Here is a 13509-nt window from a genome sequence, read left to right on the forward strand (position 1 = left end):
ACGCCCTGCTACAGATTCGCGATCGACCCACGCCCCCAGCCACGCCGCTCTCCTTTTGAGCGCCCCCAAACAACAACTCTGTGCAAAAATATACTTAGCGCCTGCTCCTGCCCGCACCCTTCCCTTATCCAGGAGAGTTTTAGATCCATCCACCACAATTGCTGATCAATCTGCACCCCAAATCCTTTGACTGGCAGTATTTAATAACGCCCGCCGCTTCCAACGATCGGCTCCACGCACAGACTAAAAATTAAAAATGTATAATTTAACAGGAAATTACATATTTTTATTTTTTAAGCTTTAATTTTGAACTCTCAAAGTAACACTTGCCTAAGTGTCAAAACTATGCCTGAAATTCCAGTTGAAAGTGCCAAACTGTTTCAGAACAGCATCACTGAGCTAGAGCAGGCGGAATTAGCCCTCGAACTCGCTTGGAACGAACTCGAAAAACAAACAGCAGAAACCATTGCTCACCTTGCCAACGCCGGCTCAGCAAACACACAGGAAATTAGCGATCGCTTGACCGAGGCTAAGCAACTCCGCCAGCAACTTCAAACTCAAATAAAAAAAGCCAACTCGCGGCGGGAATTTCATCTAGAAAACTTACCAATGGCAGTTGTAGAGTGGGACAAAGAATTTCGGGTAGTGCGGTGGTCGCCAATGGCAGAACAAATATTTGGCTGGAGTGCAGCAGAAGTAATCGGCAAATACTGGCACGAATGGTCAATAGTTTATCAAGAAGACTTCGAGGAAGTGTGCGCCGCTACAAATGAACTGTTACACAGCAGAGAAACCCGCAACGTTTGCCGCAACCGCAACTATACCAAAGATGGCTCGATAATTTACTGCGAATGGTACAATTCTGCACTCATCGATGAATCGGGAACAGTAGTTTCAATTCTCTCATTTGCCAGAGACATAACCGAGTTCCAGCGCGCTCAAGAAGAACTGCATCGGCGCGAACAAGCTTTCAGCGCCATCGCCGAAAATGCGACCGATATTATCGCCCGGTTCGATCGCAAACTACGCCTCCTTTATATCAACCCAGCAGTAGAATCAACTCTTGGAAAAAATGCCGAAAATTTGATTGGCAAAACCAACCAAGAATCAGGAATACCACCGCACTTATGCAGCCTGTGGGATGAGGCTTTTATAAAAGTTTTTAGTAGCGGCAAACAAGAAACTATAGAATTTGAGTTTCCCACTTCCGAGGGCATAAAATATTACCACTGTCGAGTCATTCCCGAGTTTGCTGAAGGCAATTCAGTAGAAACAGTTTTATCCATCTCCCGTGACATTACAGAACTAAAACAAGTCGAAGATCAGTTGCGAAAAAGCGAATCCAAATTTAAAGCCATAGTTGATTCTAATATGATCGGCTTAATTTTTTGGGATCTTAACGGCCACATTATAGATGCCAACGCCGCTTTTTTAAACACGGTAAATTATACGCGGGACGAGCTGCTTGCCGGAAAAATTAACTGGCAAGAAATGACACCGCCAGAATACGTGCGTTTAGATACAGAAAAAGTTGCCGAACTGAAGGCTAGAAATACTGTTGTCCCCTTTGAAAAAGAATTTATACGCTCCGATGGTAGCCGCGTTCCGGTGCTGCTGGGCAGCACATTTTTAGAAGGAACGAAGCAGTTAGGCGTCAGTTTTGTGCTGGACTTAAGCGAGCGGAAGCAGGCAGAATCAGAACTGCAAAAGCATCAACAACTTTTAGAGAGTATCCTGACAACTATCCCTAACTTCCTTTACATTTACGATGCAGTAGAAAACAAAAATATTTATGCAAATGAATCGGTCACAGCGATGCTGGGATACACTCCCGAAGAATTGCAAGATTTGGGTACAGACGCTTTAGCTAGCTTAATTCATCCCGATGATATGTTAAAGCTAATTACAGGTATGGAGCGACTCAAATACAGCAGCAATCCCTATGAAACGGATGACAGAGACTACAGAATTAAACACAAAAATGGGGAATGGCGCTGGGTGCACGATCGCTCTACAATTTTCAAAAGAACGCCCGACGGACAAATGAGTCAAATTATCGGTTCCGTACTCGACATCAGCGATCGCAAACAAGCCGAAGAATCATTAAAACAGCAAAAAGAACTGCTGCAAACTATCTTCGACAACGTGCCGATCATGCTCGCTTTCTTAGATAAAAATGGTGAAATAAACTGGGTCAACAGCCACTGGGAACAAGTGCTAGGCTGGAGTTTGGCAGAAATCAAAAACCGTGATATCTTGGCAGAATTTTATCCGCAGCCAGAATACCGTCAATATGTTTGGGATGAAATCCAAGCAGCAAATCAGAAGTGGAGCGACTTCAAAACACAAGTTAGAGACGGGCGAATTATCGACACTTCTTGGGCAAATGTTCGTCTTTCAGACGGCAGTTGTATCGGAATTGGTCAAGATATCACCGAACGCAAACGAGTAGAGTTTAAACTCAAAGAACTCAACGAAACTTTAGAAGCTCAAGTCGCTCAGCGTACCGCAGAATTAGAGACGTTTTTTGATGCTTTGCCCGATCACATTTTTGTGGTAAATCGCGAGAATATGCGACTGTCTTTTGTCAATCAATCGGTTGCCCAAACTGCTGGATTAAATAGCAGGAAAGAGATGCAGGGCAAAACTATTTTTGAATGTTTTTCCCCAGGCAGATCCGCACAATTTTGTAGGGAAAATTCGCAGGTATTTGAAACAGGCGAAACTATGCACTTGCAGGATAAATTTGTGATGGCTGGCGAGACGACTTACTACGATACTTTTAAAATTCCCCTCAGAAATATAGAAGGCAAGGTTTATGCTTTAATTGGTACTTCTCGCGATATCACTGAGTTGGTAGAGACAAAACAAGCTTTGTCAGAACGCACAGAGCAATTAGAAGCTGCCAATCAAGAATTAGAATCTTTTTCTTACTCAGTTTCCCACGACTTGCGTGCACCTTTGCGACATATTTCAGGTTTTGTAGAAGCGTTGAAACAGCGGCTAGAGTTAACTGAGGCTTTGAGCGATCGCAAAATAGTTCACTATATGGAAGTAATTGAAGACAGCAGCCAAAAAATGAGCCTGTTGATTGACGGTTTGCTCGCCCTGTCGCGGGTGAGTCGCACCGAGTTGAGGCAAATTCCGATCGATCTGAGCCGTTTGGTACAAAATGCGATTAAATTGACTAAACCCCCAGCCGTCGCCGATCCGGCCCAAACTCCCCACAGCGTTGAATTTGCCGTCGGAGATTTGCCGACAGTAATGGGAGATCCAACCTTGCTGCAACAAGTGTTCAGCAACTTGATTAGCAACGCCGTCAAGTTCAGCCGCGGACGCACTCCGGCTACAATAGTTATTGAGGGTCTACCGGATGGGACGATTTTTGTCAAGGATAACGGGGTGGGTTTTCCGATGGAATACGCCGATCGCCTGTTTGGAGCCTTTCAGAGGCTGCACTCCCAGAGAGAATTTGAAGGTACGGGCATCGGTTTGGCGATCGTCCAGCGGATTATTCACCGCCACGGCGGCACGGTTTGGGCCGAAAGCCTACCTAGTCAAGGAGCCACGTTTTACTTTAAACTAGCGCAAACAATCTCAAACGGTAATATAGATTCATAAGTTAAGTGTATAAGAGTTTTAAATTCAAAATTTAAAACTCTTATACACTTAAATAAGTCACAATCGGTGAGAGCATCCGAATTGTGGTGTGACAGAAGTGTTCACTGTCAGGAATGAAAGCGAAAGAGCTAGGCTTAGCGGTGCAAGATGCTCGTACTCCTAAAAAACGCTCTTTGAAAAATTGGGATGATCCCCAATGGGTTCGGTCAGCCCTCGACTACCGATGCTAAATAAAGGTCTTGCGAGTAGAGTATATAATTGATTTTGCTAAAAATATCGAGATAAAATTAATAACCAAACTCAGTCTAAAAAATTACTAGCAAAAACACGAATAACCAATTGAAAACCTCCCGAATACCTTATGTTAGATATAAATCAGACCAACTATCTACTAAAAATGGTAGCGGAATCAACATTAAAATTGTTGATTATCGAAGACATGGCAGAAGATATGGAATTAATAGTGCTCGCCTTAGAATCGGGGGGGGTAAATTTTAAGTGCGACATGGCAGAAACAGCAACAGAGTGCAGAAAACTGCTGGAGAATTGCAAGTACGATGCTGTACTCTCAGATTACCGCCTCCCAGGCTTCAACGGTTTAGAAGTGTTGAAATTAATGCAGGAATTAGGGCAAGACATACCCTTGATTTTAGTAACGGGAAGTTTGGGAGAAGAAGCGGCAGTTGAGTGCCTCAAAGCCGGAATGACAGATTACGTATTAAAAGGGCGGCTGTTTAGGTTGCCAACAGTCTTAGAACGATCGCTCCAAGAATACAAAATGCGGCGCCAGCAACAAGAAGCGATCGCCCAAATTCAGCGGCAAGCTCAGCGAGAAGCGATCGTCAACCGCATCCTCCAAGCCATGCGCTTCACCCTTGTACTCGACGAAGTGCTGCAAACCACAGCAGATCAACTGCACGAAGCTCTCGAAATCACCGCCTGCGCCATCTTGCAGCCAGATGCTGAAGGCGGAATCAGAGTTCGCTACATCAGCAAAGCATCCAACAGAGAACGGTTCGTCGGGCTAAATTGCAAAGTGGCTGAGCACTACCGATCCGATCTCGCGGCTGGGGAAACCCTGATCATCGACGAGTTATCGACACTGTGCCCGTCGCTGCAAGAATCCGCACAGTTGGTAGGGTTTCGCTCCGTCGCGATCGCCCCACTGCTCTACCAGGAGTCATTTTTGGGAGGAATTAGCCTCTATCAGTGCGATCGGGCGCGCTCTTGGACCGTCGAAGAACTCTCCCTACTCAAAGCCATAGCCGATCAGTGCGCGATCGCGATCCACCAAGCCGAACTCTACCAACAAGCCCAAACCGAACTTGCAGAACGCAAGCGCGCCGAAGCAGCAGTCTGCGGCATCCAGCAGCAGCTAGCCACAATGGCAGCCAACATTCCCGGCTCAGTCTACCGCACCGTGCTGCATTCCGATGGCACAATCTCCATGCCCTACATCAGTCCGGGCGTGCGCGAAGTTACTGGGTTCGGGGCTGAAGAAGTGATTTTGCACCCGGAACTCTTGACCGAAATCATCCATCCAGAGGACAAAAGCTCGTCTGACAGCCTCGTAGCATCATCGAGAGCGAGTCTTTTGCCGTGCGATCGCCAGTACCGCATCGTTCTGAGATCTGGGGAGGTCAAGTGGGTTCAAGACAGCGCTAAATTTTCCAAAAACGAAAACGGCGACGTAATTATAGACGGAGTAGCCCTCGACATCAGCGATCGCAAACAAGCAGAATCAGCACTGCGCCAAAGCGAACAGCGATTTCGCTCGCTGATTGAAAATGCCACAGACATCACGATCATTCTCGACGCCGAAGGAATCTTCCGCTACATCAGCCCTTCCGTCAAGCGAATTTTAGGATACGCACCCCACCAGGCGATCGGCCGCAGCGCCTTAGAAATAGTTCACCCCGACGACAGCGCCACGATCACCGAAACCCTCCACAAAGCCATTGAAAACCCCAAAAGAAGCCAGTGCCCAGTTGAGTACCGAGTCCGCCACCGCAACGGTTCCTGGTGTTATGTAGAAGCTGTAGCCACCAACTTGCTGTACGATCCCGCAGTCAAGGGAATCGTGATTAACTGTCACGACATCACTCAGCGCAAACTCGCCGAAGAACAACTGCTGCACGATGCTTTTCACGACGCCCTCACCGGATTGCCCAACCGATCGCTATTTACCGATCGGCTCGAACACGCTCTGAGGATGGCAAAACGGCGCAAAGACTACTTGTTTGCCGTGCTGTTTCTCGATTTAGATAGATTTAAAGTAGTCAACGATTCCCTCGGCCACGCCATCGGCGATCAACTGCTAGTATCGATCGCGCGGCGTCTGGAAGCTTGTCTGAGGGTCGGAGATACAGTGGCTCGCCTTGGAGGAGACGAGTTTGTGCTGTTGTTAGAAGACATCGAGGGCATCAATGAAGCTACCACCATTGTCAACCGTCTGCAAAAGAAAATCACCTCCCCTATCCTTCTAGACGGACACGAAGTATTTATCACCGCCAGCATCGGCATAGCTTTGAGTTCTGGCGAATACGTGGAACCGACAACCCTGCTGCGCGACGCCGACACAGCAATGTACCGCGCCAAAGAACTCGGCCGATCCCGACACGAAGTTTTCAACAGTTCCATGCACGCCCACGCTTTGCGGCTATTGCAGCTAGAAAACGACCTGCGGCGGGCGATCGAATCAATTAGAGAACCGATCAGAGAAGAAGACTTTCCCTCCTCCCCCGAATCAGCCTTACCTCCCTTATCCCCAGCGCCCCAGTTTATTATTCACTACCAGCCGATCGTGTCGATCGCCAATAACACTATTACCAGTTTTGAGGCTCTAGTGCGCTGGCAGCATCCAGAACGCGGCTTAGTTCCCCCCGGCGAATTCATCACCATCGCCGAAGAAACCGGCTTGATCGTACCCCTCGGCCGCTGGGTACTTCGCACAGCTTGCCACCAAATCCGCCAGTGGCAGCAGCTATTTCCCAGCCACCCCCCGTTGAGCGTTAGCGTCAACATTTCTGTCAAACAGTTTTCTCAGCCAGATTTAATCGAATACATCGATCGAGTTCTCGCAGAAACTCACCTCGACGGCAGCAGTTTAAAACTAGAAATTACCGAAAGCGTACTCATAGAAAATTCCGACTCAGTAACAGCAATGCTGGTGCAGCTCAGAACCCGAAACATAGACTTGTGCATTGACGATTTCGGCACCGGCTATTCCTCGCTCTCCTACCTGCACCGCTTCCCCACCAATACCTTAAAAATAGACCGCTCTTTTGTTAGCAGGATGGGAGGTGAGTTCGATTTCAGTAAAGGAGGCATTGATCCGACAGAAATTGTGCGGTCTATCGTTACTTTATCCCACAATTTAGGCATGGATGTAGTAGCCGAAGGAGTCGAAGAAGCCTCGCAACTATCTATACTAAAAGGGTTAAAATGTGAGTACGCCCAGGGATTCTTTTTCTCAAAGCCAGTAGACTCTCAAACAGCAGCAACCCTAATCCGACAGCAAGCAGAAAATCAGAATTTGCTGACATTTAGTTTGTTAGAGAAAGGCCATTAAAAAAACACGGCATTTTGTGAGTCCCGTTTCAGCATAAAATCTTAAAATATTTTAAAGCTGTGCCTAACTGGCGTCAGTTAATAACTACGGCATCCAAATCAATGTCAATGACCCCGGTCTCTAGATACGCTTCTTGCTTCGGGCCTAAGACTTAAACCATAGTTGACCAGAGGCGTACCTGCGTACTACGTTAACGGTAAGAGTTAAAGGCCTACCAGGGAATGCTCTCGCTAGTTCCTTGCCAAGCGAAATTTAGGATTAAACAGACTTATTGGGTTAAATCAGTTTCCTAGATATAGTATCGGCTCTTAACTCAGGCGCAAGCTAACATTACCCCTCTCATAGAGGCTCATAAAGGAGCGAACATTATGCGATCGCCGGTTGCGAGGTTGGATGTGGTAATTGTCCCACTGAAAGTACATTACAAAAGTACACTCCCATCTAGCAATCCCCGTGTAATGGAAAGATTCACGGCGGTTGAAACCGCCTAGCCGTTTCCCACGAGCGGTCTAAAGACACGCTCGTTTCCCACTTACCAAATTTTTTTATGACTATTGGCTACCTCGCACTCGTTCTCCACGCCCACTTGCCCTTTGTCCGCCACCCCGAAAGCGACTACGTTTTAGAAGAAGAATGGCTGTTTGAGGCGATCGCGGAAACCTACATTCCCCTGCTGCAAGTCTTTGAAGGGCTCAAGCGCGACGGCATCGACTTTAAAATTACCATGAGCATGACGCCGCCATTGGTTGCCATGCTGCGCGACCCCTTGCTGCAAGACCGCTTCGACGACCACTTAGCTAAACTCGAAGAATTAGCGGATCTCGAAATCGAGCACAATAGCGGAAATGGTCACCTCCGCTATTTGGCAGAACATTACGCCGCCCATTTCTCTCAAGTCCGCAACTTTTGGGAAAAGTACGATCGAGATTTAGTCAAAGCCTTCAAAGAACACCAAGATACCAACAACCTCGAAATCATCACCTGCGGTGCCACCCACGGCTACCTACCGCTGATGAAAATGTACCCCGAAGCAGTTTGGGCACAAATTCAAGTAGCTTGCGACAACTACGAAGCAAACTTCGGCCGCCGACCAAAAGGTATTTGGCTGCCCGAATGCGCCTACTATGAAGGCTTAGAACGGATGTTAGCCGACGCCGGCCTCCGCTACTTTCTTACAGACGGTCACGGCATCCTCTACGCCCGCCCGCGTCCCCGCTACGGCAGCTACGCCCCAATTTTCACCGAATGCGGAGTAGCAGCCTTCGGCCGGGATCACGAATCCTCGCAGCAGGTTTGGTCTTCCGAAGTCGGCTATCCCGGCGCCGCCGAATACCGCGAATTCTACAAAGATTTGGGCTGGGAAGCTGACTACGATTACATTAAGCCCTACATCATGCCCAACGGCCAGCGGAAAAATACCGGGATTAAATATCACAAAATCACCGGTCGCGGATTGGGTTTAGGCGATAAACAGTTGTACGATCCTTACTGGGCAAGGGAAAAAGCAGCGGAACACGCCAGCAACTTTGCTTTCAACCGCGAACGCCAAGTCGAACACCTCAACGGCATTATGCAGCGTCCGCCGATTATTGTTTCGCCTTACGACGCCGAACTTTTCGGTCACTGGTGGTACGAAGGGCCTTGGTTCTTAGATTACCTGTTCCGCAAGAGTTGGTACGACCAAAATACCTACGAGATGACGCACTTAGCCGATTATTTGCGGGGAAATCCGACTCAGCAAGTGTGCCGCCCGTCTCAGTCGAGTTGGGGTTTCCGGGGTTTCCACGAGTATTGGTTGAATGAGACGAATGCTTGGATTTACCCGCATTTGCACAAGGCTGCGGAACGGATGATTGAGTTGGGAAGTATGGAACCGGAAGATGAGTTGCAATATCGTGCTTTGAACCAGGCGGCGCGGGAAGTGCTGCTAGCTCAATCTTCTGACTGGGCATTTATCATGCGTACAGGGACGATGGTGCCCTATGCAGTGCGGCGGACTCGATCGCACTTAATGCGCTTTCATAAACTTTACGATGAAGTGAAAGAAGGGAAAGTTGATTCGGGTTGGTTGGAGAAGGTTGAGGAGATTGATAATATTTTCCCTGAAATTAACTATCGCGTTTATCGATCGCTTTAAGTCTCGTTTCCCCTCCCATCCTGTCCCCCCACCCCTGCTTAAGGAAGGGACAGGATGTTAATTAAAATTATAGGTGATGGGGCGATCGCCAGGAGTGGAATGAGAAGGGCGATATTAGGTTGGGAGTGTGAGTGCGATCGCATTTTTAGTCTGGAAAGGTTGATCGCACTTTATCTCTTTTTATCAACGCGCGGGCGATCGCACAACACAATCTAGTCAAACAGCATTTTGAGCTGAGGAACGCTTGACAATAGAGAATTACTGGTGAATAATTTCAACTATCTTGGCGATCGCCTCGTTCAACTTCTCAGGTTTAAGCTTACCAGCTTTATAAAGTATAATTTCTTCATCAGCGGTAAACAAGCGATTAGGTCTAATGTTGCTCGTTTGGTTAAGTCCGCCCTCGCTAAAATCACTACTTTCAAGGGTAATAGCATAGCGATCGGCGAGCGTCTGGCTAGTAATCTGACAAAGAATTAGATCGTCTCCTGCCAAAGTTGCTATGACTAAAGCCGGTCGGCGCTTGGCTTGTGTTAAATCTGAAAATGGGAAAGGAACAACTATCACATCACCTTTTACAAATTCTGCCATGCTTCATCCTCCTCTAATCTTAACCAGTCTTTTTGCAAAGAAGATTCACTGAGCAGGCTTGCTTCTAACTTATCTTTATCATACTTGGCTTTGAGAAATTGCAGAAAATCCCAAACTTCTTCTAATATAAATTCGGGGATATTATCCACTTCTTTAATGAGCAATTCTTTAGCGTTCATGTCATTTACCTATAAAGACATAGTAACTGTTAATCTATGATAGCATCCTTGAGATTAGCAGCGCTCAGTTGCGATCGCTCCCCATCTTCATGACCGACGGACAACCGCAAGCAGCCCGCCAAATTCCGGCTGACGCTCAATCCATCCTCGCTTACCTACCAGATCGCATCCGCATCGCCCTCATTACCCGCGCGGCGGCTATTGAGTATCCCATCGAAGCTGTCGTTGAAATGGCGATCGCACTTTATGTCTTTTTCTCAACGCGCAGGCTATCGCTCTTTTTGGCCTGAAAATGGCTATCGCCGATGCCAGCAAATAGCCAGCAAATTAGAAAGAAAGCTGCCAGAATTCACTCAAATAGAAGCGGAACCAAATCGAGAAATTTAACTCGCGAAGTTAAAGCAATTGTTAGTTGAAATTAGAACCCCAATATTTGATTGTGCTAAATAATTGCAGCATTTGCCAGGATACAGCAATATTGTTGATATTAATGCGAAAAATTATTATATCGAAAGTAATCCTAAAATCAAAAGTTTTTCCATTGAAGGTGGCAACTGGTGTTTTTGCTGAAGTTCCTGAGTTTGTGATCGCGCAAATATAAAAGCCAAGTTGAAAAATTCTTAAGCTACCTGATTGCTACTCAAGATTTGTTCCAGCAGACAACATCCACAATTTGCGGGATGTTGGAAATCGAACAGGTGGAATTGAACCGGAAGAAGAGAGGGAACGTCAGCGCGATCGCGAACAACTAGAATTATACAAACAAAAGGAACAAGAGCAGAAATATAGCACTCAAGAACAAATGGAAATCGGCAGGAAGAACGAAGACAAATAAACAAAAAACCGGGTTTCTGCTCAAACCCGGTCACCATAAACCCAAGCAATACTAACACAGATTAAACCTCAATTTTTTAATAATTTCACCCCCATTTTCACCTTATCCAAAATCGTCTTTTGCGAGACACAAGTAATCAGACAAAGCTTGCCGCAATTCAAAGTATCGCGACGGACTTCCTGAGCTTTTTCTCCGTACCAAATCTCGCGGGCGCTGGCATTTTTCACATTACCAATTACCGGGAACTCATCGCACAATTTCACATCGCCGCGCGTATCAATCCAGTAATTGCGGAGTCCAACGCGACAAGGACGAGTTGAATCAGGAGCTGTTTCTTCGGCAAAGTGAGGAATCATCAATCGCAACACTTCATCGCTGTTCATAATCGGAGCACCGTTGTTCTTCATTTCAATTAGCTGCTCGATTACTTGTGCAAATTCCTCCATGTCTTCTTTTTCAATCCACAATTCCTCGTATGTTTCTGGTGTCCAGCGGTTGACTGGTTGGAAGTTCACCGTCGTCGCCCCAATTCCCTGAGCCCAGGTGACTATTTCCGGGAGGTGGCGGAAATTGAGTCGGTTCATTGTCGGTTTGACGTTGATCGGAAACAGGACGTTCTGTTTTTCTTGTTCTTCGCGCAGATAACCGATTCCTTTAGAAAGCCGATCGAACAACCCCGGTTGACCCCGCAAATAATCGTGCAGTTCTGCATTCGGCCCGTCAACTGACATATTCACATTAAAAGGACGAGCAGCGACAGTTTTGGCTGCGTTTTCCCTGGTCATGCAATAGCCGTTGGTGGTGACGCCGGCGTGAATGCCATTTTTATTCGCAAAGGCAAGTAAGTCTAGAAAACCTTTTTTAATATAAGGTTCGCCGCCACTAAAGTTGATTGAAAATTCGCCCACAAATTCTTTGACGCTCAAGAGGGCATTTTGCCATTCTTCGATCGTCATTTCGTCTTTATATTCTTTGAGCCGCCAATACTCGCACTGCCGGCATTTTACATTGCAGCGCTCGTTGACAATCCCGTAAAAAGTGACTGGGCTTGTCACGTCGTATCCTGTATTGATCCGCAGCGATTCGGCCACTGCACTCTTGGTGTGCTTGACGCCCAGTCTCGATAATGTTAAAGCATCCATGTCTTTTTTTCCTTACGTGTTGTTACTTAAGTCAATTTCTCGCTCCCTCTTTTGTACGTATGATTACGTATTTTTGATTGCGTATTCCTTTTGAGTACGTATGCCCCATCCTAAGTGTTTAGTTTGGGTATGGCTAGATGTTTGTCAAATATTTATAATATTAAAACTTGTAACATATTAGTATTTCCAATTAATTAAGCAGATTTTTGTCTCCAAACATGAACGATGCTTAATAATTGCCAAAATATAGGGGTTTAAGATTGACTTAATTTAATAATTTTAGTTTTTGTTTAAATTGTGTTAAATAACTTAATATCAGTCCTCAGTAAAATTACTTACGCAAACAGTATCAATAATTTATTGTTATAGTGAAATGAGCAGCCATTACAGCAGTTAACTTCACACAAGCTTTACAATATGGGAATTTAAGTATTTACACGGCAAAAAATGGCGACAAACATGGGACGATATTTGCACGTACTGAAATTGTTCTGGGGTGCGGCGATCGCAGCCGAACTAGAATACCGAATCAACTTTGTCCTCGCGGCCATCAGCAGCCTCGGAAATCTTGCGGGCAGCTTGTTTGGGCTATTTTTGTTCTACCGTACCGGTTACACGTTTTCTGGGTGGAAATGGGAAGAAGCCTTAGTTGTACTCGGTATTTTCACCATTTTGCAGGGGTTTTCGTCAACGTTTCTCGCACCTAATCTCAGCCGTATTGTCGATCGAGTCCAGCAAGGTACTCTCGATTTCGTACTCCTCAAACCCATCAGTTCCCAATTCTGGCTATCTGCAAACACAGTTTCGCCTTGGGGAATCCCAGATTTAATCTTGGGAACAGTATTGCTGCTGTATGCTGCTAACAAATTGGGAGTAGCAATCGGCAACTATTTTTTAACAGCAATACCGCTGTTATTCGGAACTATTACTCTTTACAGTATATGGTTTATGTTAGGGGCAACCAGCATTTGGTTTGTCAAAATTTACAATGTTACCGAAGTTCTCGAAGGATTGTTAGAAGCGGGTAGATTTCCCATGGCAGCTTATCCTGCTGCTTATCGATTTTTCTTCACTTTCGTAGTTCCCGTTGCCTTCTTGACGACGGTGCCTGCAGAAGCCATGCTGGGGAGAGGTGAGATCGTTTGGATCGCAGGGGCGGGAATATTGGCGATCGGGCTGTTATTTTTCTCCCGCTACTTCTGGCAATTTGCCCTCCGCTTTTACACCAGCGCTTCCAGCTAGTTAAGTAGGTAGGTAAACTGCTGCACATCTAGATTGTTTATTAGGTTTGAGAGGGAGAGAATTTGACACGGGAATAGGAAAGTGAAATCTACATTTTCAAGGCAAAACAGCTTATCTAAAAAATATTTTACTCTATTTACTTAGATAGTTAAATAAATGTAATATTTCAACCTATCCTGGAAATGTAAACT

At 46.2% G+C, this 13509-nt stretch carries 10 protein-coding genes; 7 read left to right on the top strand and 3 right to left on the bottom strand.

Features of this window, described 5'->3' with window-relative positions; genetic code table 11:
• Positions 1-345: 345 nt before the first annotated feature.
• From QUA03_RS11805 to QUA03_RS11820, 4 genes are all read left to right on the top strand, one after another.
• Positions 346-3621 (top strand): PAS domain S-box protein, encoded by a 3276-nt coding sequence (locus QUA03_RS11805; protein WP_333212253.1) that lies wholly within the window; start codon positions 346-348, stop codon positions 3619-3621.
• A gap of 397 nt (positions 3622-4018) precedes the next feature.
• Positions 4019-7192, top strand: coding sequence for an EAL domain-containing protein (locus QUA03_RS11810; protein WP_333212255.1), 3174 nt, complete (start codon positions 4019-4021; stop codon positions 7190-7192).
• Between the two features lie 547 nt (positions 7193-7739).
• Entirely contained in the window at positions 7740-9329 is a 1590-nt protein-coding gene (locus tag QUA03_RS11815; protein ID WP_333212257.1) for a glycoside hydrolase family 57 protein, read from the top strand.
• A 54-nt stretch (positions 9330-9383) separates the two neighbouring features.
• Positions 9384-9545: a hypothetical protein gene (locus tag QUA03_RS11820; protein WP_333212259.1), complete on the top strand. Its 162-nt coding sequence runs from the start codon at positions 9384-9386 to the stop codon at positions 9543-9545.
• 42 nt (positions 9546-9587) lie between these two features.
• On the opposite strand, the gene QUA03_RS11825 is transcribed toward QUA03_RS11820, so the two are convergent.
• Positions 9588-9920, bottom strand: a complete 333-nt coding sequence (locus QUA03_RS11825; protein ID WP_333212261.1) for a type II toxin-antitoxin system PemK/MazF family toxin — start codon at positions 9918-9920, stop codon at positions 9588-9590.
• Positions 9905-10099 carry a hypothetical protein gene (locus QUA03_RS11830; protein WP_333212262.1) on the bottom strand — a complete coding sequence of 65 codons (195 nt, stop codon included), beginning with the start codon at positions 10097-10099 and terminating at the stop codon, positions 9905-9907. The genes QUA03_RS11825 and QUA03_RS11830 overlap by 16 nt, the downstream gene beginning before the upstream one ends.
• An 89-nt stretch (positions 10100-10188) precedes the next feature.
• On the opposite strand from QUA03_RS11830, the gene QUA03_RS11835 reads away from it, so the two are divergent.
• The gene (locus QUA03_RS11835; RefSeq protein WP_333212265.1) at positions 10189-10389 is read left to right on the top strand and encodes a hypothetical protein; all 201 of its coding nucleotides are present in this window, start codon (positions 10189-10191) and stop codon (positions 10387-10389) included.
• A gap of 383 nt (positions 10390-10772) precedes the next feature.
• Positions 10773-10934, top strand: a complete 162-nt coding sequence (locus tag QUA03_RS11840) for a hypothetical protein (RefSeq protein WP_333212266.1) — start codon at positions 10773-10775, stop codon at positions 10932-10934.
• Positions 10935-11002: 68 nt separating this feature from the next.
• Here QUA03_RS11840 and QUA03_RS11845 read toward each other — a convergent pair whose 3' ends face one another.
• On the bottom strand, positions 11003-12076 hold the full coding sequence (locus QUA03_RS11845; RefSeq protein WP_333212268.1) for a radical SAM protein: 1074 nt from the start codon (positions 12074-12076) through the stop codon (positions 11003-11005).
• 447 nt (positions 12077-12523) lie between these two features.
• On the opposite strand from QUA03_RS11845, the gene QUA03_RS11850 reads away from it, so the two are divergent.
• Positions 12524-13318: an ABC transporter permease gene (locus tag QUA03_RS11850; RefSeq protein WP_445304778.1), complete on the top strand. Its 795-nt coding sequence runs from the start codon at positions 12524-12526 to the stop codon at positions 13316-13318.
• The last annotated feature ends 191 nt before the right edge of the window (positions 13319-13509 follow it).

The sequence above is a fragment of the Microcoleus sp. S36b_A4 genome, assembly GCF_036700645.1.
Lineage (GTDB): Bacteria > Cyanobacteriota > Cyanobacteriia > Cyanobacteriales > Microcoleaceae > Microcoleus.

Excerpts from the sequence above, each read along its gene's own strand:
- QUA03_RS11805 (WP_333212253.1), top strand. The coding sequence starts at position 346 with ATGCCTGAAATTCCAGTTGAAAGTGCCAAACTGTTTCAGAACAGCATC.
- QUA03_RS11810 (WP_333212255.1), top strand. The coding sequence starts at position 4,019 with ATGGTAGCGGAATCAACATTAAAATTGTTGATTATCGAAGACATGGCA.
- QUA03_RS11815 (WP_333212257.1), top strand. The coding sequence starts at position 7,740 with ATGACTATTGGCTACCTCGCACTCGTTCTCCACGCCCACTTGCCCTTT.
- QUA03_RS11820 (WP_333212259.1), top strand. The coding sequence starts at position 9,384 with ATGTTAATTAAAATTATAGGTGATGGGGCGATCGCCAGGAGTGGAATG.
- QUA03_RS11825 (WP_333212261.1), bottom strand. The coding sequence starts at position 9,920 with ATGGCAGAATTTGTAAAAGGTGATGTGATAGTTGTTCCTTTCCCATTT.
- QUA03_RS11830 (WP_333212262.1), bottom strand. The coding sequence starts at position 10,099 with ATGAACGCTAAAGAATTGCTCATTAAAGAAGTGGATAATATCCCCGAA.
- QUA03_RS11835 (WP_333212265.1), top strand. The coding sequence starts at position 10,189 with ATGACCGACGGACAACCGCAAGCAGCCCGCCAAATTCCGGCTGACGCT.
- QUA03_RS11845 (WP_333212268.1), bottom strand. The coding sequence starts at position 12,076 with ATGGATGCTTTAACATTATCGAGACTGGGCGTCAAGCACACCAAGAGT.
- QUA03_RS11850 (WP_445304778.1), top strand. The coding sequence starts at position 12,524 with ATGGCGACAAACATGGGACGATATTTGCACGTACTGAAATTGTTCTGG.